Consider the following 18,978-nt stretch of genomic DNA (forward strand, 5'->3'; position numbering starts at 1 on the left):
TTCTTAGGGGTGGGTGTCAGGAGCGATCAGCTCGACATCCGGAAAGTATTTCCTGAAGCCTGCCGGATCGCGAGTAAGAATGGGATAACCCCGGATGGCGGCATGCGCCCCGATCAAAAAATCGGGCATGACCTTCTCTCGCGGTCCCCCTTGCCGACGATAGATCGAGAATGCTCTCGACGCCGCGAAGGCAGCTTCGAACGGCAATCCCTCACGTCGGTACTCATCCTCGGGCAACACATTATCGACATCATCGATCGTGTCGTAGCGGATCGAAAACTCAGCGTAGATGATCTGATTGATGACCAGGCTGCCTCGCCTGCGTGCAGTTTCTATTTTCGGCCGCGACCATTTCAACCAGAGAGGATCGCGAACGGCGACATCGATAAGAACATTGGTGTCGACAAGCGTCGCCAAGATCAGCGATCCCGCGTCAAGGCCATGACGTCGTCGGCGTTCATCGTCTGGTCGCCGCTACCCTCCAGCCGGTCAAGCGCGGCGAGAAACCGATCGAGTCTTTCACGATCTGCCTGCCGTCCCTTGTCATGTCGGGGTGTGATGGTGATCTTGCCGCCTTCAATGCCGAAGATGACTTCGCTATTCGCATCAATGCCGAAAGTCTCGCGCAGGTCGCGCGGAATGGTCACCTGGCCCTTGCTGGTCACACGCATTGGAGTCTCCGGTTCTTACCGGTAAGAAATATTCCAACTGCGAGAACAAGTCAAGAACAAACTACCCGGCCAGCGCGGCCATCCGATAGGCGGCGCTTTGCCGGTGATGCGCATGGCAGATGGCGATCGCCAGCGCATCCGCCGCGTCATCGGTCTCGAACACCGCCTTCGGCATCAGCACCTTGACCATCATATGGATCTGCTTCTTGTCGCCGTGGCCGACACCGATCACCGCCTTCTTGACGGCGTTGGGCGCATATTCGGCGACCACAAGCCCGGCGCGCGCCGGCACCAGCATGGCGATGCCGCGCGCCTGGCCGAGCTTCAGCGTCGCCGTCGCATCCTTGTTGACGAAGGTCTGCTCGACCGCGGCCTCGTGCGGCATGGCCTGATGCAGCACCTCGGCCAGCCCGTCATGCAGCTGGCAGAGCCTGGTCGCCAGCGCCGCCTTGTCGTCGGAGCGCACCGTGCCGGAGCCGACGAAGCGCAACGAATTGCCGAGGCTCTCGACGATGCCCCAGCCGGTGCGCCTCAGCCCCGGATCGATGCCGATGATGCGAATCGTTTCCCCCATGCGCGAAGTCTACCTCCGAAGCAGGGCGATGCCAGCAAAATGTGAACAAACCAGAAACGACCTATACGGGGACCCAGGCAGCTTCAAAATTCGGTCTGAAGAGGCATGATAACGTCGTTTTCGAGAACCGGAGCGGAGCGTAGTCAAGTACGTGAGCTACGCGTTTGACCCCGGAGATCGAGCCGATTTTCGGAAAGGATCATGCGCAAGATCAAGAAATGCTACAGCGTCCTTTGCGCGTCCGAAAGGACGCGCGGCGCTGTAGGAAAGCGCAGAAAACTGCCGCTAGATAGTCATCAGAGCGAATTATCAAGCTGCCGTATCAGCCGCGGGCAAAGGCGGTGTTGAGCAGGCTGATCTGGTCGGAGACCGGATTGACGCGGCGGGCTACGGCTGGCGTGTCGACCAGCGCGTTGCCGTAGATTTCCTCGTCCATGCGCCGCACCAGCGCCTGCAGGCGCAGCGAGCGGGTGACGAGGTCGAGAAAATCCTTCGGCAGTTCGCTCCAGCCGAGCGCCTCGTCATGCGCGGAAGCGGTGTCGAGACGCACCTTGGACTTTTCCGAGGCGACCTGGTCGCGGGTCATTTCGCCGGAATTCGCCGCGCGCTGCAGAAGCAGCCAGGAAGCGACTTGCATCAGCCTGGTGGTCAGCCGCATCGATTCGGCCGCGTAGAGCGTCGCCGCCGTACGTGACAGTTTCTTGGCTTCGGCCCGGCCCTTGCCGTCGAGATATTCGGCGGCCTGTTCGACGAGGCCCATGCCCTCCTGGTAGAGCGGCTTGAAGGATTGGGAGAAAACCCGGCGCTCCGCCAATTTGATGGTTTTCGCGCTTCCCTTGGAAGGCTCGTTCATCGATACGCCCCTGCACTGCCGCAAGCCGAATCGGCACTCTTGCCGTAACGCCCTGCACCCTTAAACGACTGAGCTTGAAAATGCGCTTCGGCGCAGGTGAAGGCAAGCACATGTTTAACAAACGGTTAACGCCGAACGCCTGACCGAACCGCGCCGCTTTGCGGGCAAAAAAAGAGCCGCGGATAAGGCGGCTCTCAGGAGTTTAACAGGGAGGCGTCAAACAAAGTGGCTCCAACCACTCGGTAAGAATCCAGATCACTGGATGCGCATAGTAAACGCCCGTAAAGCTTAATGAAGCCTTAACGACGGCGAGATTTTTTTACCGGCCGCCCGGCTTCTGTGCCGTAACAGCACAAACGTCCTCAACTGCGCGCGGTGCGAAAACCCGGCGTTCCCGGCACCACGAAACACGCCGGCCGCCGCCGCGACATCGTTCCGAAACACGCGCCGCGCTAAACGCCCGCTCCTCTGAACAGGGTGGAGCAAATCAGCTCCATCGCAATTGCCAGAACCTCGGGGGGCAAAACTATGGACTGGTATTCAATCGTCAAATTTCTCCACGTCGTCTCGGCCACTCTGTGGGTCGGCGGCGGCTTCGCGCTGTTCCTGCTTGGCCTGCTTGCCGAGCGCGCCGGCAACGTCGAGGGCAAGCTGCAGGCGATGCGCGCCACCGGGCAGTTGGGCAACCGCTACTTCGCGCCGATGTCGATGCTGACGCTGCTGTTCGGCCTCATCATGTGCGCTTTCTGGGTTGGTTTTTCCGACCTTTGGATACTGATCGGCCTCGCCGGCTACGCCACGACCTTCTCGATCGGCATGCTCGTGTTCAAGCCGAGCGCCGACCGCATGGCCGACATGATCGCCAAGGATGGCGTTACGCCGGCCGTCCTAGCCGTGGGCCAGCGCATCATGAGCGCCGCCCGCTTCGACTATTCGGTGATGCTGGTGATCATCGCCGACATGGTGCTCAAGCCGACCGTGCACGACATCGCCATCCTCGCCGGCATGGCGTTGGTGGTTGCGGCGGGCGCCACGCTGGCCTTCGGCGGCAGCCGCCGCTTGGTGCCGAGCGCCGCCTGAAAGCATGACGGCGAGGGACGGCCGCGTGGCCGCCCCTTGCCTCCTACAGCAGGCCGGCGATCCCGTCCCACAACAGCTTGACCGCGACGATGGCGACGGTCGCGTAGGTGAAGGGATAGAAGACCTCCGGCCGCATGCGCCGCACCAGCCAGGCGCCGGCGATGGTCGCCAGCGGCGCCAACGGCATCAGCACCGCCGACGCCGTCAGGTTGGTGGTGTCGAATTGGCCGAGCGCGAAATAGGGGACCAGCTTCAGCGCGTTGGTGGCGGCGAAGAAGATCGCCGATGTGCCCGACAGCACCTTCGGATCGAGCCGGATCGGCAGCGCATAGACCTGGAACGGCGGGCCGCCGACATGGGCGACGAAGCTGGTGAAGCCGGCGACGGTGCCCCAGAAGGCGGCGGCCACCCGGTTGGGCGCCGCCGCATGGTCGGCGCCGTGGCGGAACTGCAAATAGAGCCAGCGCAGCACGAAGATCAGCGCGACCGCGCCGACGATCAGCCGCACCATCTCTTCGGTGACCAGCGCCGCCGTCAGCCAGCCGAGGCCGATGCCGATCACCGCGCCCGGCATCATGTCGACCAGCATCTTGCGGTCATAGACGCCCCACCATGTCCACACCGAGACGATGTCCATCAGGCACAAGATCGGCAGCAGGATGGCGGCCGCCTGCACCGGCGGCATGGCCAGCGCCATCAGCGGCACGCCGACGAAGCCGACGGCGCCGCCGAAGCCGCCTTTCGACAGGCCGACGAGAATGACCGCCGGAATGGCGGCGGCATAGAACCACGGATCGCTGAGCAGGCCTGTCATGGGATGAGAACGGCTGGAGGGTGGGAGCCCTGCAATAGACCAGAATGCCTGGCGCCGCGATAGCCAATGTGCCCTGGCGGCAGCCTGCGCGATCAACTGTCCGTAACACGGCTTTCCGGATTTGCGGCAACGCGCCGCCCATGCATAAGGTCACGGCCCATGCACGAGGTTTGACATGAGCGAAATCCGGATCCGCCGCGCGCAGGAAGCCGATCTGCCGGCGATCGTCGCCATGCTCGCCGACGATCCGCTGGGCCGCGGCCGTGAGGATGCCAGCCAACCGCTGGCCAAGCCCTATCGCGACGCTTTCGCCGCCATCGATGCCGATCCCAACCAGTTCCTCGCTGTCATGACGGACGGTGGCCGCGTCATCGCCACGCTGCAGATCTCCTTCCTTGCCGGACTGTCGCTGCAAGGCGCCAGGCGCGGCCAGATCGAGGCTGTCCGCGTCGCCGCCGACCGGCGCGGCGAACGGCTTGGACAGCGCCTGCTGGAATGGGCGGTCGAGGAATGCCGCAAGCGCGGCTGCAGGGTCGTCCAGCTGACGACCAACAAGAGCCGGGCGGACGCGCACCGCTTCTACGAGCGGCTCGGCTTCAAGGCCAGCCACATCGGCTACAAGCTGGATCTCTAGCGGTTGGTGTCGTTGGCTGTCGGCAATCGCGGCCGCAGCCCTACATCTTGTCCGGTCCCGGGTCGCCACCGGCGGCGGCGATTGCGAGCCGGCTCAGATAATGCGTCCAGCCCTTCTCGTGGCTGTCGCAAATCTCTCGGTCGGCAAGGCCGCTATGGGTGAGTTTGACCCGCGTTCCGCCGGACTCTTCGACCAGGTCGATTTCAACGAGGCTCGAACCGGGCGGCGTCTGGTCGTTGCCCTCCCAGCCGAAGCTGTAGGCCAGGCGGTGGACAGGTACGACCTCGGTGAATTGGCCGCGTGCCGTGGCCCTTCCTGCCAAATTCAGCAAGTAAAGACCGCCGGGGTGGGGCTCTGCCATGGCCTCCGTTCCCATCCAGCGCACGATCTTGTCGGGATCGGCCAGGAAGGCGAAGACCGTCGCCGGCGGCGCCGCGATCTGCACCTCACGACGAACGATCAAGGGTTCAGCCATCGAAATCTCCTGGGTGCGCGCGCGCCAACATGGCTCGCCCGACAGGCGGCGCCGGACCAGCGCATTCGATTCGACGCCAGATCGGCCTTCCTTTCAACAAAAAACGCCTTGGGCATTTCGCGCTGGTGACAGCGGCGGAACGCCGAAGCATGATCGTGTCGATGTGGCTTTCTGCAACTCTCGCCTGGTTGGTCGACCACGCCGGCGTCGCCGTCCAACCGGATGACTTTCTGGCCACACTCGGCGCGCGGCTGGTTGACGATGGGCTGCCGCTCGCCGGCGGAGCCCTGACGCTCGCCGCACCGCATCCGATCATAACGCGCCGCGCCTGGCTGTGGCGGGCCGAGACAGGCCTCGTCATGGAGGCGCTGGGTTTTGGCGCCGGCATGATGCCTGGAGCCGGGGAGGGCGATCTCGGACGCGATTGGCTGGCGGGACTGGGTACCGGTGTCGTGCACGATTACACGGTTGGGCCCGGACGTCAGGATGCGCAATCCGAGACTCCAAAACTGAATTGGGTCGCGGTCCGCCCTCTCGCGGAGCAGGAATCGAATACACTGGACGAGGTGGCGCGCTTCGCCGCTGCGCCACTTGCCGCTCTCGCCGCCAGGTCGGCGCTGTCGGCCCTGCTTCAGGCCTATCTCGGGCAGCGAAGCGCGGCGCAGGTGTTGGCCGGCCGTTCTCGGCGCGAGGTTGGCGAGACGATCCGCGCCGTCCTGCTCTACAGCGATTTGCGCGACTTTACCGCCCTGTCGGAGGAGACGGACGCCGGACAGGTCGTGGCGGCGCTCAACGCCAGCTTCGACCGCATCGCCGGCGCCGTTCACGCTTTTGGCGGCGAGGTGCTGAAATTCATCGGCGACGGGGTGCTGGCGATCTTTCCTGTCGGCGAGCGCTCGGCTTCGGAGGCTTGCGAGGCGGCGTTGCGCGCGATCGGAGCGGCGCGGGCGGGAATGGCGCAGCTCAATCAGGTCCGCGCCACACAGGGCATGCCCGAACTGCAGTTCGGCATGGCGCTGCATCTGGGCGACATGGTGTGGGGCAATATCGGCACAGCCGACCGGCTGGATTTCACCGCCATCGGCCCGGCCGTGAATCTCGTCAGCAGGCTCGAGGGCCTGTGCCGGCCGCTAGGACGGAGCGTGCTGATTTCGGGCGCTGTCGCGGCGGAAACATCAACGCCCGTGGTCCCGCTGGGCGAACATCTATTGCGCGGAATCGCTAGACCGTGTGCCGTCTTCGGCCTGCCGGACGGGTGACCTCAACAGTCCCCTTTCACGCAAACATCGAATTGTTTTTACGCAATTCCGAACGGAACTGTTTTTCCACTTTTCCTGGGTGGCTTAGATGCCGAGCGGCGGCGGGCGCCGCCGGATCGGCTGCGCCTTGATGATCGCGGTGCTGGTTTCCGCCTTGTCGGCGATCCGGTCGAGAAGCCGGTCGAGCTCGCCGATCGAGCGCACGAACAGCCGCGCGACGAAGCAGTCGTCGCCCGTCACCTTGTCGCATTCGCCGAATTCAGGGGTCTCCTCGATCAGCTTCTGCACGATGTGCAGCTTGCCCGGGAGGGGCCGGATGCGCACGATCGCCTGCAGCGGGTAGCCGAGCGCTTCCGGATCGACATCGATGGTGAAGGCGCGGATGACGCCGCGCTCCTCGAGCCGCCGCAACCGCTCCGAAACGCTCGGCGACGACATGCCGACCTGCTGCGCGAGATCCTTCAGCGACGTCCTGGAATCTCGGACGAGGATGTCGAGAAGGCGCCGGTCAAGATCGTCGAGCATTTTCACATTCCACGATGAAAGCCATTTCTGCCTTTTTTAATTAGGCGAATAGGCGATATCATCTTTTTCACAGCATGGAAATGACCTCGACCTCTTGTGATCATGAAGCCTGAAAATCATTGGGGTCTTTCATGAGCAATACGCTGCGCGGCACGGTCGAAATGACCGCGGCAATGGCAATCCTCGGCACGATCGGCTGGTTCGTCGTGCTTTCGGGCCAGCCCGCCATCGACGTGGTGTTCTGGCGCTGCGCCTTCGGCGCGGCGACGCTGCTTGTCATCTGCGCGGCGCTTGGCCTGCTGCGCGGCACGCTGACGCCGCGCGTCGTCGCGCTTGCCGCGCTCGGCGGCGCCGCCATCGTCATCAACTGGCTGCTCCTGTTCAGCGCCTTTCCGCGCGCCTCGATCTCGATCGCCACCGCCGTCTACAACACCCAGCCCTTCATGCTGGTCGGCTTCGGCGCGCTCTTCCTTGGCGAACGGCTGACCCTGACCAAGCTGGCTTGGCTCGCCATCGCCTTCGCCGGCATGCTGCTGATCGTCCAAACCGGCCCCGATGCCGGCGACGTCGGCACCGACTATGCGACCGGCATCGCGATGGCGCTGGGCGCGGCCTTCTTCTGGGCCGTGGCGGCCATCGTCACCAAGGCGCTCAAGGGCACGCCGCCGCATCTGATCGCGCTTATCCAGGTTTGCGTCGGCGTCGTCATGCTGGCGCCCTTCGCCAACCTTTCCCACCTGCCGTCGGACGCCTGGAGCTGGATGATGCTGGCCACGCTTGGCGTCGTCCATACCGGCCTGATGTACATTTTGATGTACGGCGCTATCCAGAAACTGCCGACGCATCTGCAGGGGGCGCTCTCCTTCGTCTATCCGGTGGTGGCGATCCTCGTCGATGTCGGCGCCTTCGGCCATCGGCTGCACCCCGCCCAGATCGTTGGCGCCGCCGCCATCCTGATCGCCGCCGCCGGCATGACCCTCGGCTGGACGCCGTGGAAGCGAAAGACACCGGGCCCGCAACCGGCCGAGTGACGGAACGCGACCGGCGCCCCAGGCCCGCATTCGCCTTCACGATAACGATCCCGCTTGCCCGCCTGTTCAAACCGGGCGCTTTGCTCTATGCCGCAATGCAACCATCTTCGCCCGGCATAGGCGAAAAACCGGGATCGAAGACCAATGAACGACGCCACGCCGCCCAATCGCTGCCGTATCGTGCTGATCGCGCCGAAAGACGCGCCGGCCGAGCGCATTGCCGCGGCCTTCGACGGCGGCGACGTCGCCTCGCTCATCCTGCCGGAAAACGGCATGGACGAGGCTTCCTTCCAGGCCTTCGCCGAGAAGATCGTGCCCGCGGCGCAAGCGGCGGGCGTGGCGGTCGTCATTGCCGGCGACACCCGCATCGCCGGCCGCGTTCAGGCCGACGGCATCCATGTCGAGGTCTCCAGCCAGGAGCTCGCCGAGACCATCGGACATTTCCAGGGAAAGATGATGGTCGGCGCCGGCGGCGCCAAGACCCGCGACGACGCGCTGGAGCTCGGCGAGGCGCGGCCGGACTATATGTTCTTCGGCCGCTTCGGCTACGACAACAAGCCGGAGCCGCATCCGCGCAACCTGTCGCTCGGTCAATGGTGGGCCGAGATGATCGAGATCCCGTGCATCGTCATGGCCGGCTCCGACCTTGCGTCGGTCGAGGCGGTGGCCGCCACCGGCGCCGAATTCGTGGCCCTGTCCAGCGCCGTCTTCGCCGACGGGTCCGATCCCAGGGCGGCGGTCGCGGCCGCCAACGCGCTGCTCGACGAAACCGCGCCGCGCTTCGAGGACTGAGGTGCGCCGGTCCGTGCTTCCCCTCGCGGTTCTCGCCGCGGCCCTCATGACCGAGGCGGCAGCCGCCGCGCAGACCGTTCCGCTGCCGCAGCCCCGGCCGGATGCCGGCGTGCCAGATGCAAGCGCACCGGCTGCAAACGCGCCAGCCGCGGGCGCACCGGCCACCGGCGTGCATGTCGACAAGCCTATCGCCACGCCCTTGCCGCAGCCCGCCACCACGGCGCCGTTGCCTTCGGCCGACAGCATCAACCCCGATCGGTTCGGCGCGAAGCCGGCCGATCCCGCCTATGGCGCCTTCCAGCGCGGGCTCTACAAGACCGCCTACAATCTCGCGCTGGCGCGTGCCCAGAATGGCGATCCTGCCGCGCAGACCCTGGTGGCGGAGATCCTGTCGCGCGGGCTCGGCGTGCCGCTCAACGCCGCGGAGGCCGCCAAATGGTACGCGCTCGCCGCCGAGCAGGGCGTGCCGGAATCGCAATTCCAGTACGCGCTGATGCTGCTCGACGGCCGCTACGTCAAGAAGGACGAGAAGGCGGCATATGCGCTGATGCAGGCCGCCGCCGAGGCCGGCAATCGCCTGGCGCAGTTCAATTTCGCGCAACTGCTCGTCCAGCAGGATCCCGGCGACGCCGGCATCGCCAAGGCTGCCACCTATTACGAGCGCGCCGCCGCGACGGGACTGGCCGACGCGCAATATGCGATGGCGCAGATCTACGCCAACGGCGTCGGCGGCAAGCCGCGCGACGACTCCCAGGCGCGCACCCTTTTGGCGCAGGCCGCCAGGCAGAATTACGACACCGCGCAGATCGACCTCGCCACATGGATGATCGAGGGGCGCGGCGGCAGCCGCGACCTGAAGTCGGGCTTCGGCTGGATGAAACAGGCGGCAGAGGGCGGCAATGTCGCCGCCCAGAACCGCCTCGCCAAGCTCTACATGGAAGGCATCGGCACCGATCCGGACCTGATCCTTGCCGGTGCCTGGTATATCGTCGCCCGCCGCGCCGGGCTGATCGACCCTCAGATGGACGATTTCCTGCAAGGGCTCGACGACGACCAGACCAAACAGGCGTTGCAGAAGGCGAACCGCTTGCCCTGACGCGCCGGCGGGCAGCGGGCACGCGGCAGCCGCCGATCGGGCTGCGTCGCCCCGCTCCCTTGCCTCTCCTGGCGATTTGTGGTCTTGGAAGCGCCAAATCGCCGTTCGTGGCGAAAATCTCATTCCGGATCACATCATCATGGCCAAGATCAATGGCAACGAAATCCGTCCCGGCTATGTCATCGAGCACGATGGCGGCCTCTGGGTCGCGGTCAAGACCAACACCGTCAAGCCCGGCAAGGGCGGCGCCTACAACCAGGTCGAGCTGAAGAACCTGATCAACGGCACCAAGCTCAACGAGCGCTTCCGCTCGGCCGAGACCGTCGAGCAGATCCGGCTCGACCTCAAGGATTTTTCCTTCCTCTACGAACAGGACGACGCGCTGGTGTTCATGGACACCCAAAGCTATGAGCAGCTCGAACTGAACAAGGATTTCGTCGGCGACCGCGCCGCTTTCCTGCAGGACGGCATGATGGTCACGGTCCAGCTCTATGAGGAGCGTCCGATCGGCATCTCGCTGCCCGACCAGGTGACGCTGACCATCACCGAGGCCGACCCGGTGGTGAAGGGCCAGACGGCCGCCTCGTCCTACAAGCCGGCGGTGCTGGAAAACGGTATCCGCGTGCTGGTGCCGCCGTTCATCGGCGCCGGCGAGCGCATCATCGTCGACACCAACGAGATCACTTACGTGCGCCGCGCAGACTAAAGCGCCAAGCAGCAGGAAAAGAAAAAATGGCGCGTTCCGCGATCCTCAATGTCATGGTCCAGGCCGCGATGAAAGCCGGCCGCTCGCTTTCGCGCGACTTCGGCGAAGTGCAGAACCTGCAGGTGTCGATGAAGGGGCCGGGCGACTATGTCAGCCAGGCAGACCGCAAGGCCGAGGACATCCTGTTCACCGAACTGTCGAAGGCGAGGCCCGGCTATTCCTTCCTGATGGAAGAGCGCGGCGCCGTCGAGGGCGAGGACGGCCAGCACCGCTGGATCGTCGATCCGCTCGACGGCACCACCAACTTCCTGCATGGCATCCCGATGTTCGCCATCTCGATCGCGCTGGAGCGCCAGGGCCAGGTCGTCGCCGGCGTCGTCTACAATCCGGCGATGGACGAGCTCTACACCGCCGAGCGCGGCGGCGGCGCCTTCATGAACGACCGTCGGCTGCGGGTTGCCGGCCGCACCAAGCTCATCGATTCTGTGATCGGCTGCGGCGTGCCGCATCTCGGCCGCGGCCAGCACGGCAATTTCCTCATCGAGCTGCGCAACGTTATGGCCGAGGTGTCGGGCGTGCGCCGCCTTGGCTCCGCCTCGCTCGACCTCGCCTATGTCGCCGCAGGCCGCATGGACGGGTTCTGGGAAGTCGGCCTGTCGGCCTGGGACATCGCCGCCGGCCTGCTTTTGATCCGCGAGGCTGGTGGCTTCGCCTCCGATTTCGAGGGCGGCCAGGAGATGCTGGAACGTGGTTCTGTCGTCGCCGGCAACGAGATCATCCAGCGCGCGCTGCTGAAGACCGTCAAGAAGCCGCTGTCATCCGGCAAATCCGGTTGACGGGCGCGCCGCGCTGAAGCGCCGCAGTCGCAAAACCGCAACCAAAGCTTGAAATACTGTCCGGCAAGCGCCCAGATGAGGGCGATGCAGGACCGCTCATGAGCAATTCAGGGCCACAGATCGAGATCCCGTTCGTCGGACGCTGGCACTATTCGCGCGCCGAAATGATCGCCGACGGCATCGTTCACGCGGTGGGCATCGTGCTGGCGATCGCCGCGGGCTCGGCCTTCCTGGCGCTTGCAGCCTTCCATGCCGGACCCGGCGAATACATTGCCGCCGCCTTCTATGTCGTCGCGCTGCTCACCGTGCTCTCGGTGTCGCTGGCCTATAATCTGTGGCCGGTGTCGTCGCCGGCGAAGTGGATCCTGCGCCGCTTCGACCATGCCGCGATCTACCTCCTCATCGCCGCCACCTACACGCCCTTTCTCGCCCAGCTCGACGGCTCGCCGCTGGCCGTTTCCATGATCGTGCTGGTGTGGACGGCGGCGGTGGTCGGCATCGCCATCAAGGTGCTGTTCCCCGGTCGCTTCGACCGCCTCGCGATCGTCTTCTACCTGGCCATAGGCTGGAGCGGCATCGTGCTTGTCGGCCCGTTGGTCCAGACCCTGCCGGCGACATCGATCGCGCTGATCGTCGCCGGCGGCATCGTCTATTCGCTGGGCGTCATCTTCTTCGCCTGGAAGGGCCTGCGCTTCCACAACGCCGTCTGGCACGGCTTCGTCGTCACCGGCGCCGGCCTGCACCTGGCCGCCATGGTCGACTGTCTGGTGATAAACCGCTTCTAGGGCATGACCCCGAACCGGTTTTCGGAAAAGATCATGCCGCAACAGGAAGATGGAGCCCCATCCCGCTCCCATCGGGATGGAACAGGCCGCAAGCCCGGCTCGGCATTCTTGCCAAGCGCCATTCAATTTGGTCACAATTCCGTTTAGAGTCGCGAACTGGTTGATCGGCGGCAGCCGCATCGGAAACGGGGCACGAATGGCTTTTCTCAGATCCTTCGGCATCGGCAGACGCTCCGACGTTCTGATCTACGACCCTCATAAACTGTCGAGCCCGCAGGTTTTCCTGCTGACCATGATGATCTTCCTGATCATCGTCGCTTTCATCGCCGCCATCCTGACCCGCCAGGTCTCGACCGCCTTCGCCACCAATCCGGGCCTCAACGGACTGATCATCGGCGTGCTGGTGGTCGGCATCCTGCTCGCCTTCGCCCAGGTCGGGCGCCTGTTTCGCGAGGTGCGCTGGGTCAACTCCTTCCGCGCCGGCTCGGAGACCACCGAACCGGTGCTGCTGGCGCCGATGAAGGCGATGATCGGCCGCTCGTCGACGGTCGCCTTCTCGACGACCTCGATGCGCACCATGCTCGACTCGATCGCCACCCGCCTGGACGAGAGCCGCGACACCTCGCGCTACCTGGTCGGGCTGCTCGTGTTCCTCGGCCTGCTCGGCACCTTCTGGGGCCTGCTCGGCACCATCGGCTCGATCCGCGAAACCATCGAAGCGCTCGATCCCGGCACCGGCGACGCCGCCGCCGTCCTGGATTCACTGAAGCAGGGCCTGTCGGCGCCGCTCGCCGGCATGGGCACCGCGTTCTCGTCCTCGCTGTTCGGCCTCTCCGGCTCGCTGGTGCTCGGCTTCCTCGACCTGCAGGCCGGCCGGGCCCAGACCCGCTTCTATACCGAGCTCGAGAACTGGCTGTCCTCGGTCACCGACCTTTCCTCCGACATCGTCGTATCCGACAATGCCAGGAGCGAGCCTTCCGACGAGATCCGCCTGTTGTCGGAGCGCCTGCGCAGCCTGCAGGAAAATGGCGGTGGCTCCAACCCGCGCGTCGCCACCGCCATGGCCAATCTCGCCGACGGCATTTCCGGCCTGGTCAAGAACATGCGCTCGGAGCAGCAGATCATGCGCGATTGGGTCGAGGCACAGTCCGACGAGCAGAAGGCGATGCGCAACACGCTGGAAAAGATCGCCGACGCCCTGAAGAAGCAGGGAGTGCACTGACGTGGCACTGGCGCGGGCGCGGCGTGCCGATCGCCGCATCGACTACTGGCCGGGCTTCGTCGACGCGCTGTCGACGCTGTTGCTCGCCATCATGTTCCTGCTCACCGTCTTCGTGCTGGCGCAGTTCCTGCTCGGCCGCGAGATCTCCGGCAAGGACACGGTGCTCAACCGCCTCAACTCGCAGATCAACGAACTGACCCAACTGCTGGCGCTGGAGCGCTCGACGACGCAGGACAGGGAGGATTCGCTCGCCAATCTGCAGGCGTCGCTGTCGGCGTCGGAGGCGGAAAAGAGCCGGCTCGAACAATTGCTGGCGCAAGGCGCCGGCGCCGGCGACGCCGCCAACCAGCGGGCCGCCGCCCTCTCCGGCGAACTCGACAGCCAGCGCCAGATCAGCCAGCAGGCGCTGAGCCAAGTCGAGATCCTCAACCAGCAGATCGCAGCACTGCGCAAGCAGATCGGCGCGCTCGAGGACGCGCTCAACGTGTCGGAAGCGCGCGACCGCGATTCCAACACCAAGATCGCCGATCTCGGCCGCCGCCTCAATGTCGCGCTGGCGCAGCGCGTGCAGGAACTGAACCGCTACCGTTCCGACTTCTTCGGCAGGTTGCGCGAGATCCTCGCCGACCGCGAGAACATCCGCATCGTCGGCGATCGCTTCGTCTTCCAGTCGGAGGTGCTGTTCCCGACTGGCTCCGAGGAAATCAACGATGCCGGCAAGGTCGAGATGAAGAAGCTCGCCGACGCCATCATCGAACTGCAGAAGGAAATCCCGCCGGAGATCAGCTGGGTGTTGCGCGTCGACGGCCACACCGACAACAAGCCGTTGTCCGGCACCGGCCGTTATCGCGACAATTGGGAGCTGTCGACGGCGCGCTCGACCTCGGTGGTGAAGTTCCTGATCGAGAACGGCGTGCCGGCCAATCGGCTGGTCGCGGCCGGCTTCGGCGAGTTCCAGCCGCTCGACCCCGCCGACACCGACGAAGCGCGCACCAAGAACCGCCGCATCGAGTTGAAGCTCACCGAACGGTGATCGCGTATCACGCGAATTTGTTCGCCGGCTCAACGCTAGGGCGCAGCCGCGAGGCCGGCAAGGCCTGAAAAGATTATCTTTTTTTAATTACACTTCACGACTGGGCGCTCCTAGTTTTCCGCGCAGGGCCGAGAACCGCCGGCGATGCCTCCCATCGCGACGCGACGGAACCGGACGGCCCGGAAGGTCGGAAGGCGGAGCGGCGCGGCCGCTCCCTTCCCCAGCAGAAGGAGGCGCCGCCATGCGCTCTTCAATCTCTCTCAAGACTGCAACACTTGCCGCCATTCTCGTCTCCGCTCCGCTCGCCGGCGCCTACGCTGCCGGACATCACAAGGGCGCACTCGATGAATCCTCGCCGACCGACTTCACCGGTCCGCGCGTGGCGGGCCTTATGGCGCAGGTGCAGGGTGTCGACCAGGGCATCACCGACGCCAGGCAGGACAACACGATCACGCCGGCCGAGGCGCAGACGCTGCATATGCGCGCCGCCCATATCAGCCAGGCCGCCGCGAAAACCGCCGCCGCCGATCGCGGCAGGATACCGGCTGCGCAGTATCATGATTTGCTGCGCCGGCTCGACAATGTCGACCAGGCGCTGCGCATCGACAGTGGGACCGGCTTCCTGATGGGCGACGGCGCCGACGGCGGGCACTATCCCAACGGCTGATCGCTCGACCCGAGGAAGGGACACCTGGCGCCCGAGGGAACTCCGTCCCAAGGGCGTCCTTTTTACCAGCCCAGCCAGAGCGCGATGATGGCAAGCACGGCCGGCACGGTCTGGATGAACAGGATCTTCCTGCCGACGGTCGCCGCGCCGTAGAGGCCCGCGATGGCGACGCAGATCAGGAAGAACATCCTGACCTGGAAGCCGGCCGCGCCGAGATAGAGCCCCCAGATCAAGCCGGCGGCGAGGAAGCCGTTGTAGAGCCCCTGATTGGCGGCCAGCACCTTGGATGCCTTGGCGAAATCCGGCGTCAGCCTGAACGCCTTGTGGCCCTGCGGCGTATCCCACAGCACCATCTCCAGATAGACGATGTAGCAGTGGATCAGCGCCACCAGCGCGACCAGTATGTTGCCGATCATTTTCCCCCTCCGCTTTCGCTGCCAGCATTGATCACGCGCGGGCTTGTCCGCGCAAGATGGTTTGAGCACCCTGCGCGGCAGGGTTGCCAAGGCTGGCGCATTGGTATCTTTTCGCGCCGTCCAATTCGATCGCTGACCAGACCGGAACCGCCATGTCCTTTCAGAAACTCGACGACCTCGGCCACAAGCTCGAAGCGCTGGAGCATGCGCTCGCCATCCTCGGCGCCGACGAGGCGACGCATATGGCGGTCGGCGGCGGCGAGAAGCGCGCCGAGGCGATGTCGGCGCTTGCCGGCATGCTTCACGCCCGGGCGACGGCGCCGGAGATCGGCGACTGGATCGCAGCGGCCGAGGAGGAAGCGCTGAACGAGGAGCAGCAGGCGGCGGTGAGGGAGTTGCGCCGTCAATACACCAACCTCACCTGCCTGCCGGTCGAGTTCGTCGAGCGCCAGACGACGGCGCGCATGCGCTCCGAGCAGCTCTGGCGCGACCTGCGCGCCAGGAACGATTGGGCGGGCTTCCTGCCGGCGCTGGAAGGCGTCGTCGCCCTGGTGCGCGAGGAGGCGGCCCTGCGCGCCGATGCGCTCGGCCTCGACCCTTATGACGCGCTGATGGAACAGTACGACCCCGGCAACCGCGCCGCCGACATCACGCCGGTCTTCGCCGAGCTGAAGAGCTTCCTGCGGGAATTCGTGCCGGAAGCACTGGCGGCGCAGGAGGCGCGGCTGGCCCGCCATCCATTGAAGCCGCTTTCGGGCAGCTATGCGATCGACCGGCAGCGCGAGCTTGGCCTCGCCATGATGGCGGCGGTGGGTTTCGACCTCACCCATGGCTCGCTGTCGGTGTCGCACCATCCCTTCTGCGGCGGCGTGCCAAGCGACGTGCGCATCACCACCCGCTACAAGACCTCCGATTTCCTGTCGGCGCTGATGGGCGTGCTGCACGAGACCGGCCATGCGCTCTACGAGCAGAACCTGCCCAAGGCCTGGGCGCACTGGCCGCTCGGCAAGGCGCGCGGCATGGCGGTGCACGAAAGCCAGAGCCTGTTCGTCGAAAAGCAAATTGGCCGCAACCCGGCCTTCTGGCGCTGGGCCTTGCCGGTGGTCGAGCGGCATCTCGGCGAGACCTGGTCGCTCGACGATATCCTGCCGCATGTGCACCGGGTCGAGCGCGGCCTGATCCGGGTCGATGCCGACGAGGTGACCTATCCGCTGCACGTCATCCTGCGCTACGAACTGGAGCAGGAACTGGTCTCGGGGCGGCTGGAGGTCGCCGACCTGCCCGAGGCCTGGGACGCCAGGATGCGCGACTATCTCGGCCTGTCGACGCTCGACAATCCGGCCGACGGACCGATGCAGGACGTTCACTGGCCGGGCGCCGCCTTCGGCTATTTCCCCTCCTACACGCTGGGCGCCATGATGGCGGCGCAGCAATGGGCGGCGCTGACCCGCGAGCATCCGTCCGCCGATGACGACCTCGCCAAGGGCGATTTCAGCGCCATCAACGCCTGGCGCCGTGAGAGGATCTGGTCGCAGGGCTCGCGCTGGTCGACGCCTGAGCTGCTCGAACGCGCCACCGGCGAGAAGCTTAATGCAGCCTACTTCACCGAACATCTGCGCAAGCGTTATGGCGTCTGAGCCCGCACGAAGCGTGACTACTCAGCCGCGCCTCTAAAAGCACTGGCGCCGGTCTCGAACTGCAGCTTGGCCAGCCGTGCATAGATGCCGCCCTTGGCGACCAGGCTCTGGTGGGTGCCTTCCTCGACGATGCGGCCGCCTTCCATGACCAGGATGCGGTCGGCCTTCAGCACCGTCGCCAGCCGATGCGCGATGACGATGGTGGTGCGGCCCTGCATCAGCCGTTCCAGCGCCGTCTGCACCAGCGTCTCGCTTTCGGCGTCGAGCGCCGAGGTCGCCTCGTCGAGCAACAGGATCGGCGCGTCGCGCAGGATGGCGCGGGCGATCGCCACGCGCTGACGCTGGCCGCCGGAAAGCGTCACGCCGCGCTCGCCGACCTGGCTGTCATAGCCCTTGTCGAGCTTGGCGATGAACTCGTCGGCAAGCGCCGCCTTCGCCGCCGCCTCGATCTCGACATCGCTGGCGCCCGGCCGGCCGAAGCCGATATTGTCGCGCGCGCTGGCGGCGAAGATGGTGACGTCCTGCGGCACGATGGCGATGCGCTGCCTGATCGCGGCGGGATCGGCCTCGCGCAGATCGACGCCGTCGATGACGATGCGGCCGGTCTCGGGATCGTAGAAGCGCAGGATCAGCGAAAACACCGTGCTCTTGCCCGCGCCGGAGGGGCCGACGATCGCCACCGTCTCGCCCGGCTTCACCTGGAAGCTCAGGCCATGCACGGCGGCGCGGTCCGGCCGCGCCGGATAGGAGAACGAGACGTCGTCGAAGCTGATCGCGCCTTTCGCCTTCGCCGGCAACAGCCGCGGATCGGCGGGCGGCTGGATCGCCGGCTTCTCGACCAGGATCTCGGTCAGCCGCTCGGCAGCACCCGCCGCCTGGGCGAGCTCGCCCCACACTTCCGACAGCGCGCCGAGCGCGCCGGCGGCGAACACCGAATAGAGCAGGAACTGGCCGAGCGTGCCCGCCGACATCGTGCCGGAGAGCACGTCGCGCGAGCCGAACCACAGCACCGCCACCACCGAGGAGAAGATCATGAAGATGGCGAAGAAGGTGAGGAAGGCGCGCGCGAAGACCGAGCCGCGCGCCGCCTCGAAGGCGGCTTCCACTGCTGCGGAGAAACGGCCGGTGACCAGCGTCTCGTTGGTGAAGGCCTGCAGCGTGCGCACCGCACCGATCTGCTCGCTGGCATAGGCGGTGGCGTTGGCCAGCGTGTCCTGCGCCTGCCGCGACTTGCGCCTGACCGAACGGCCGAAGGCGACCAGCGGCAGCACGATGAGCGGGATGGCGGCGATAACGAGGCCGGACAGTTTCGGGCTGGTGAACACCATCATCGCCACCGCGCCGAGGCCGAGGATGACGTTGCGCAGCGCCACCGAGGCGGTGGCGCCGACCGCCGATTTCACCTGCGTGGTGTCGGCGGCGAGCCGCGACACGATCTCGCCCGAATGGGCCTGGTCGAAGAAGGCCGGCGACAGCGTCGTGACATGGGCGAAAACGTCGCGGCGGATGTCGGCGACGACGCGCTCGCCAAGCGTGATGACGAAATAGTAGCGCCCCGCCGATGCGGCTGCCAAAAGCGCCGCCATCGCCACCAGCGCTGCGAAATATTCGGCGATGAAGGTCGAGCCGGAGGACGAGAACCCGTTATCGATCATACGCCGCACGGCCATTGGCAAGGCCAGCGTCGTCCCCGCTGCCACGGCCAGCGAGATGAGCGCGCCGACGACCATCGTGCGGTAGCGGAAGATGTAGGGATAAAGGCGCTTGAGCGGCCCGAGCGAGCGCCGGCGCCCGTCTGCATCGCCACTGATATCCGCCATGAGCGTTTCCTCTGGCCGCCTTCGGGCAGTGCGTGCAATATGCGCCCGCCGC

The 18,978-nt window shown here is 65.6% G+C and carries 22 protein-coding genes; 13 read left to right on the forward strand and 9 right to left on the reverse strand.

The features are described from left to right. Positions 1-3: 3 nt before the first annotated feature. The 4 genes from PU724_RS16805 to rcdA all read right to left on the reverse strand — a co-directional run bounded on the left by PU724_RS16805 (position 4) and on the right by rcdA (position 2,098). The gene (locus PU724_RS16805) at positions 4-417 is read right to left on the reverse strand and encodes a type II toxin-antitoxin system VapC family toxin (protein ID WP_127283758.1); all 414 of its coding nucleotides are present in this window, start codon (positions 415-417) and stop codon (positions 4-6) included. Positions 418-419: 2 nt separating this feature from the next. Next, positions 420-671, reverse strand: coding sequence for an AbrB/MazE/SpoVT family DNA-binding domain-containing protein (locus PU724_RS16810; protein WP_126097441.1), 252 nt, complete (start codon positions 669-671; stop codon positions 420-422). A gap of 61 nt (positions 672-732) precedes the next feature. Next, positions 733-1,245 (reverse strand): crossover junction endodeoxyribonuclease RuvC, encoded by a 513-nt coding sequence (gene ruvC / locus PU724_RS16815; protein ID WP_127283756.1) that lies wholly within the window; start codon positions 1,243-1,245, stop codon positions 733-735. Positions 1,246-1,567: 322 nt separating this feature from the next. After that, positions 1,568-2,098 (reverse strand): protease adaptor protein RcdA, encoded by a 531-nt coding sequence (rcdA, locus tag PU724_RS16820; protein ID WP_127393339.1) that lies wholly within the window; start codon positions 2,096-2,098, stop codon positions 1,568-1,570. Positions 2,099-2,626: 528 nt separating this feature from the next. Between rcdA and PU724_RS16825 the strand changes: the two genes are divergently transcribed. Continuing rightward, entirely contained in the window at positions 2,627-3,178 is a 552-nt protein-coding gene (locus tag PU724_RS16825; protein ID WP_292171277.1) for a DUF2269 family protein, read from the forward strand. 43 nt (positions 3,179-3,221) lie between these two features. Here the strand turns inward: PU724_RS16825 and PU724_RS16830 are convergent, their stop codons facing one another. Beyond that, positions 3,222-3,992 carry a sulfite exporter TauE/SafE family protein gene (locus tag PU724_RS16830; RefSeq protein WP_127310886.1) on the reverse strand — a complete coding sequence of 257 codons (771 nt, stop codon included), beginning with the start codon at positions 3,990-3,992 and terminating at the stop codon, positions 3,222-3,224. Between the two features lie 175 nt (positions 3,993-4,167). Between PU724_RS16830 and PU724_RS16835 the strand changes: the two genes are divergently transcribed. After that, the gene (locus PU724_RS16835; protein WP_127394031.1) at positions 4,168-4,626 is read left to right on the forward strand and encodes a GNAT family N-acetyltransferase; all 459 of its coding nucleotides are present in this window, start codon (positions 4,168-4,170) and stop codon (positions 4,624-4,626) included. Between the two features lie 40 nt (positions 4,627-4,666). Here the strand turns inward: PU724_RS16835 and PU724_RS16840 are convergent, their stop codons facing one another. Further along, positions 4,667-5,101, reverse strand: a complete 435-nt coding sequence (locus PU724_RS16840) for an SRPBCC family protein (RefSeq protein ID WP_127283751.1) — start codon at positions 5,099-5,101, stop codon at positions 4,667-4,669. Positions 5,102-5,262: 161 nt separating this feature from the next. On the opposite strand from PU724_RS16840, the gene PU724_RS16845 reads away from it, so the two are divergent. After that, on the forward strand, positions 5,263-6,360 hold the full coding sequence (locus PU724_RS16845) for an adenylate/guanylate cyclase domain-containing protein (RefSeq protein ID WP_354423327.1): 1,098 nt from the start codon (positions 5,263-5,265) through the stop codon (positions 6,358-6,360). An 84-nt stretch (positions 6,361-6,444) separates the two neighbouring features. Here the strand turns inward: PU724_RS16845 and PU724_RS16850 are convergent, their stop codons facing one another. Beyond that, entirely contained in the window at positions 6,445-6,885 is a 441-nt protein-coding gene (locus PU724_RS16850; protein ID WP_127283750.1) for an Lrp/AsnC family transcriptional regulator, read from the reverse strand. Positions 6,886-7,016: 131 nt separating this feature from the next. On the opposite strand from PU724_RS16850, the gene PU724_RS16855 reads away from it, so the two are divergent. The 9 genes from PU724_RS16855 (at position 7,017) to PU724_RS16895 (ending at position 15,053) form a co-directional block, all read left to right on the forward strand. Further along, positions 7,017-7,916 (forward strand): DMT family transporter, encoded by a 900-nt coding sequence (locus tag PU724_RS16855; protein WP_127310883.1) that lies wholly within the window; start codon positions 7,017-7,019, stop codon positions 7,914-7,916. Between the two features lie 144 nt (positions 7,917-8,060). Then, positions 8,061-8,708 (forward strand): thiamine phosphate synthase, encoded by a 648-nt coding sequence (locus PU724_RS16860; protein ID WP_128274233.1) that lies wholly within the window; start codon positions 8,061-8,063, stop codon positions 8,706-8,708. Between the two features lie 46 nt (positions 8,709-8,754). Further along, on the forward strand, positions 8,755-9,804 hold the full coding sequence (locus tag PU724_RS16865) for a tetratricopeptide repeat protein (protein WP_320255293.1): 1,050 nt from the start codon (positions 8,755-8,757) through the stop codon (positions 9,802-9,804). A 139-nt stretch (positions 9,805-9,943) separates the two neighbouring features. Further along, entirely contained in the window at positions 9,944-10,510 is a 567-nt protein-coding gene (efp, locus tag PU724_RS16870; RefSeq protein ID WP_127286858.1) for an elongation factor P, read from the forward strand. Between the two features lie 26 nt (positions 10,511-10,536). Next, complete coding sequence (locus PU724_RS16875; protein ID WP_127286859.1) at positions 10,537-11,346, forward strand: inositol monophosphatase family protein; 810 nt, start codon at positions 10,537-10,539, stop codon at positions 11,344-11,346. Between the two features lie 98 nt (positions 11,347-11,444). After that, the gene (gene trhA / locus PU724_RS16880) at positions 11,445-12,131 is read left to right on the forward strand and encodes a PAQR family membrane homeostasis protein TrhA (RefSeq protein WP_127286860.1); all 687 of its coding nucleotides are present in this window, start codon (positions 11,445-11,447) and stop codon (positions 12,129-12,131) included. A gap of 196 nt (positions 12,132-12,327) precedes the next feature. Beyond that, positions 12,328-13,353, forward strand: a complete 1,026-nt coding sequence (locus PU724_RS16885; RefSeq protein ID WP_354423013.1) for a flagellar motor protein MotA — start codon at positions 12,328-12,330, stop codon at positions 13,351-13,353. A gap of 1 nt (position 13,354) precedes the next feature. Continuing rightward, on the forward strand, positions 13,355-14,386 hold the full coding sequence (locus tag PU724_RS16890; RefSeq protein WP_127286862.1) for a peptidoglycan -binding protein: 1,032 nt from the start codon (positions 13,355-13,357) through the stop codon (positions 14,384-14,386). A gap of 241 nt (positions 14,387-14,627) precedes the next feature. After that, positions 14,628-15,053, forward strand: a complete 426-nt coding sequence (locus PU724_RS16895; RefSeq protein WP_127287144.1) for a hypothetical protein — start codon at positions 14,628-14,630, stop codon at positions 15,051-15,053. Positions 15,054-15,115: 62 nt separating this feature from the next. Here the strand turns inward: PU724_RS16895 and PU724_RS16900 are convergent, their stop codons facing one another. Next, positions 15,116-15,469, reverse strand: a complete 354-nt coding sequence (locus PU724_RS16900; protein WP_354423015.1) for a DUF1304 domain-containing protein — start codon at positions 15,467-15,469, stop codon at positions 15,116-15,118. Between the two features lie 152 nt (positions 15,470-15,621). Between PU724_RS16900 and PU724_RS16905 the strand changes: the two genes are divergently transcribed. Continuing rightward, positions 15,622-17,106 (forward strand): carboxypeptidase M32, encoded by a 1,485-nt coding sequence (locus PU724_RS16905; RefSeq protein WP_354423017.1) that lies wholly within the window; start codon positions 15,622-15,624, stop codon positions 17,104-17,106. 17 nt (positions 17,107-17,123) lie between these two features. On the opposite strand, the gene PU724_RS16910 is transcribed toward PU724_RS16905, so the two are convergent. Then, complete coding sequence (locus tag PU724_RS16910) at positions 17,124-18,926, reverse strand: ABC transporter transmembrane domain-containing protein (protein ID WP_354423018.1); 1,803 nt, start codon at positions 18,924-18,926, stop codon at positions 17,124-17,126. Positions 18,927-18,978 lie beyond the last annotated feature (52 nt).

Origin of the sequence: Mesorhizobium abyssinicae (assembly GCF_049887195.1) — a bacterium.
GTDB classification, from domain to species: Bacteria; Pseudomonadota; Alphaproteobacteria; order Rhizobiales; family Rhizobiaceae; genus Mesorhizobium; species Mesorhizobium abyssinicae.

Excerpts from the sequence above, each read along its gene's own strand:
- PU724_RS16810 (WP_126097441.1), bottom strand. The coding sequence starts at position 671 with ATGCGTGTGACCAGCAAGGGCCAGGTGACCATTCCGCGCGACCTGCGC.
- ruvC (WP_127283756.1), bottom strand. The coding sequence starts at position 1,245 with ATGGGGGAAACGATTCGCATCATCGGCATCGATCCGGGGCTGAGGCGC.
- rcdA (WP_127393339.1), bottom strand. The coding sequence starts at position 2,098 with ATGAACGAGCCTTCCAAGGGAAGCGCGAAAACCATCAAATTGGCGGAG.
- PU724_RS16825 (WP_292171277.1), top strand. The coding sequence starts at position 2,627 with ATGGACTGGTATTCAATCGTCAAATTTCTCCACGTCGTCTCGGCCACT.
- PU724_RS16830 (WP_127310886.1), bottom strand. The coding sequence starts at position 3,992 with ATGACAGGCCTGCTCAGCGATCCGTGGTTCTATGCCGCCGCCATTCCG.
- PU724_RS16835 (WP_127394031.1), top strand. The coding sequence starts at position 4,168 with ATGAGCGAAATCCGGATCCGCCGCGCGCAGGAAGCCGATCTGCCGGCG.
- PU724_RS16840 (WP_127283751.1), bottom strand. The coding sequence starts at position 5,101 with ATGGCTGAACCCTTGATCGTTCGTCGTGAGGTGCAGATCGCGGCGCCG.
- PU724_RS16845 (WP_354423327.1), top strand. The coding sequence starts at position 5,263 with ATGTGGCTTTCTGCAACTCTCGCCTGGTTGGTCGACCACGCCGGCGTC.
- PU724_RS16850 (WP_127283750.1), bottom strand. The coding sequence starts at position 6,885 with ATGCTCGACGATCTTGACCGGCGCCTTCTCGACATCCTCGTCCGAGAT.
- PU724_RS16855 (WP_127310883.1), top strand. The coding sequence starts at position 7,017 with ATGAGCAATACGCTGCGCGGCACGGTCGAAATGACCGCGGCAATGGCA.
- PU724_RS16860 (WP_128274233.1), top strand. The coding sequence starts at position 8,061 with ATGAACGACGCCACGCCGCCCAATCGCTGCCGTATCGTGCTGATCGCG.
- PU724_RS16865 (WP_320255293.1), top strand. The coding sequence starts at position 8,755 with ATGACCGAGGCGGCAGCCGCCGCGCAGACCGTTCCGCTGCCGCAGCCC.
- efp (WP_127286858.1), top strand. The coding sequence starts at position 9,944 with ATGGCCAAGATCAATGGCAACGAAATCCGTCCCGGCTATGTCATCGAG.
- PU724_RS16875 (WP_127286859.1), top strand. The coding sequence starts at position 10,537 with ATGGCGCGTTCCGCGATCCTCAATGTCATGGTCCAGGCCGCGATGAAA.
- trhA (WP_127286860.1), top strand. The coding sequence starts at position 11,445 with ATGAGCAATTCAGGGCCACAGATCGAGATCCCGTTCGTCGGACGCTGG.
- PU724_RS16885 (WP_354423013.1), top strand. The coding sequence starts at position 12,328 with ATGGCTTTTCTCAGATCCTTCGGCATCGGCAGACGCTCCGACGTTCTG.
- PU724_RS16895 (WP_127287144.1), top strand. The coding sequence starts at position 14,628 with ATGCGCTCTTCAATCTCTCTCAAGACTGCAACACTTGCCGCCATTCTC.
- PU724_RS16900 (WP_354423015.1), bottom strand. The coding sequence starts at position 15,469 with ATGATCGGCAACATACTGGTCGCGCTGGTGGCGCTGATCCACTGCTAC.
- PU724_RS16905 (WP_354423017.1), top strand. The coding sequence starts at position 15,622 with ATGTCCTTTCAGAAACTCGACGACCTCGGCCACAAGCTCGAAGCGCTG.
- PU724_RS16910 (WP_354423018.1), bottom strand. The coding sequence starts at position 18,926 with ATGGCGGATATCAGTGGCGATGCAGACGGGCGCCGGCGCTCGCTCGGG.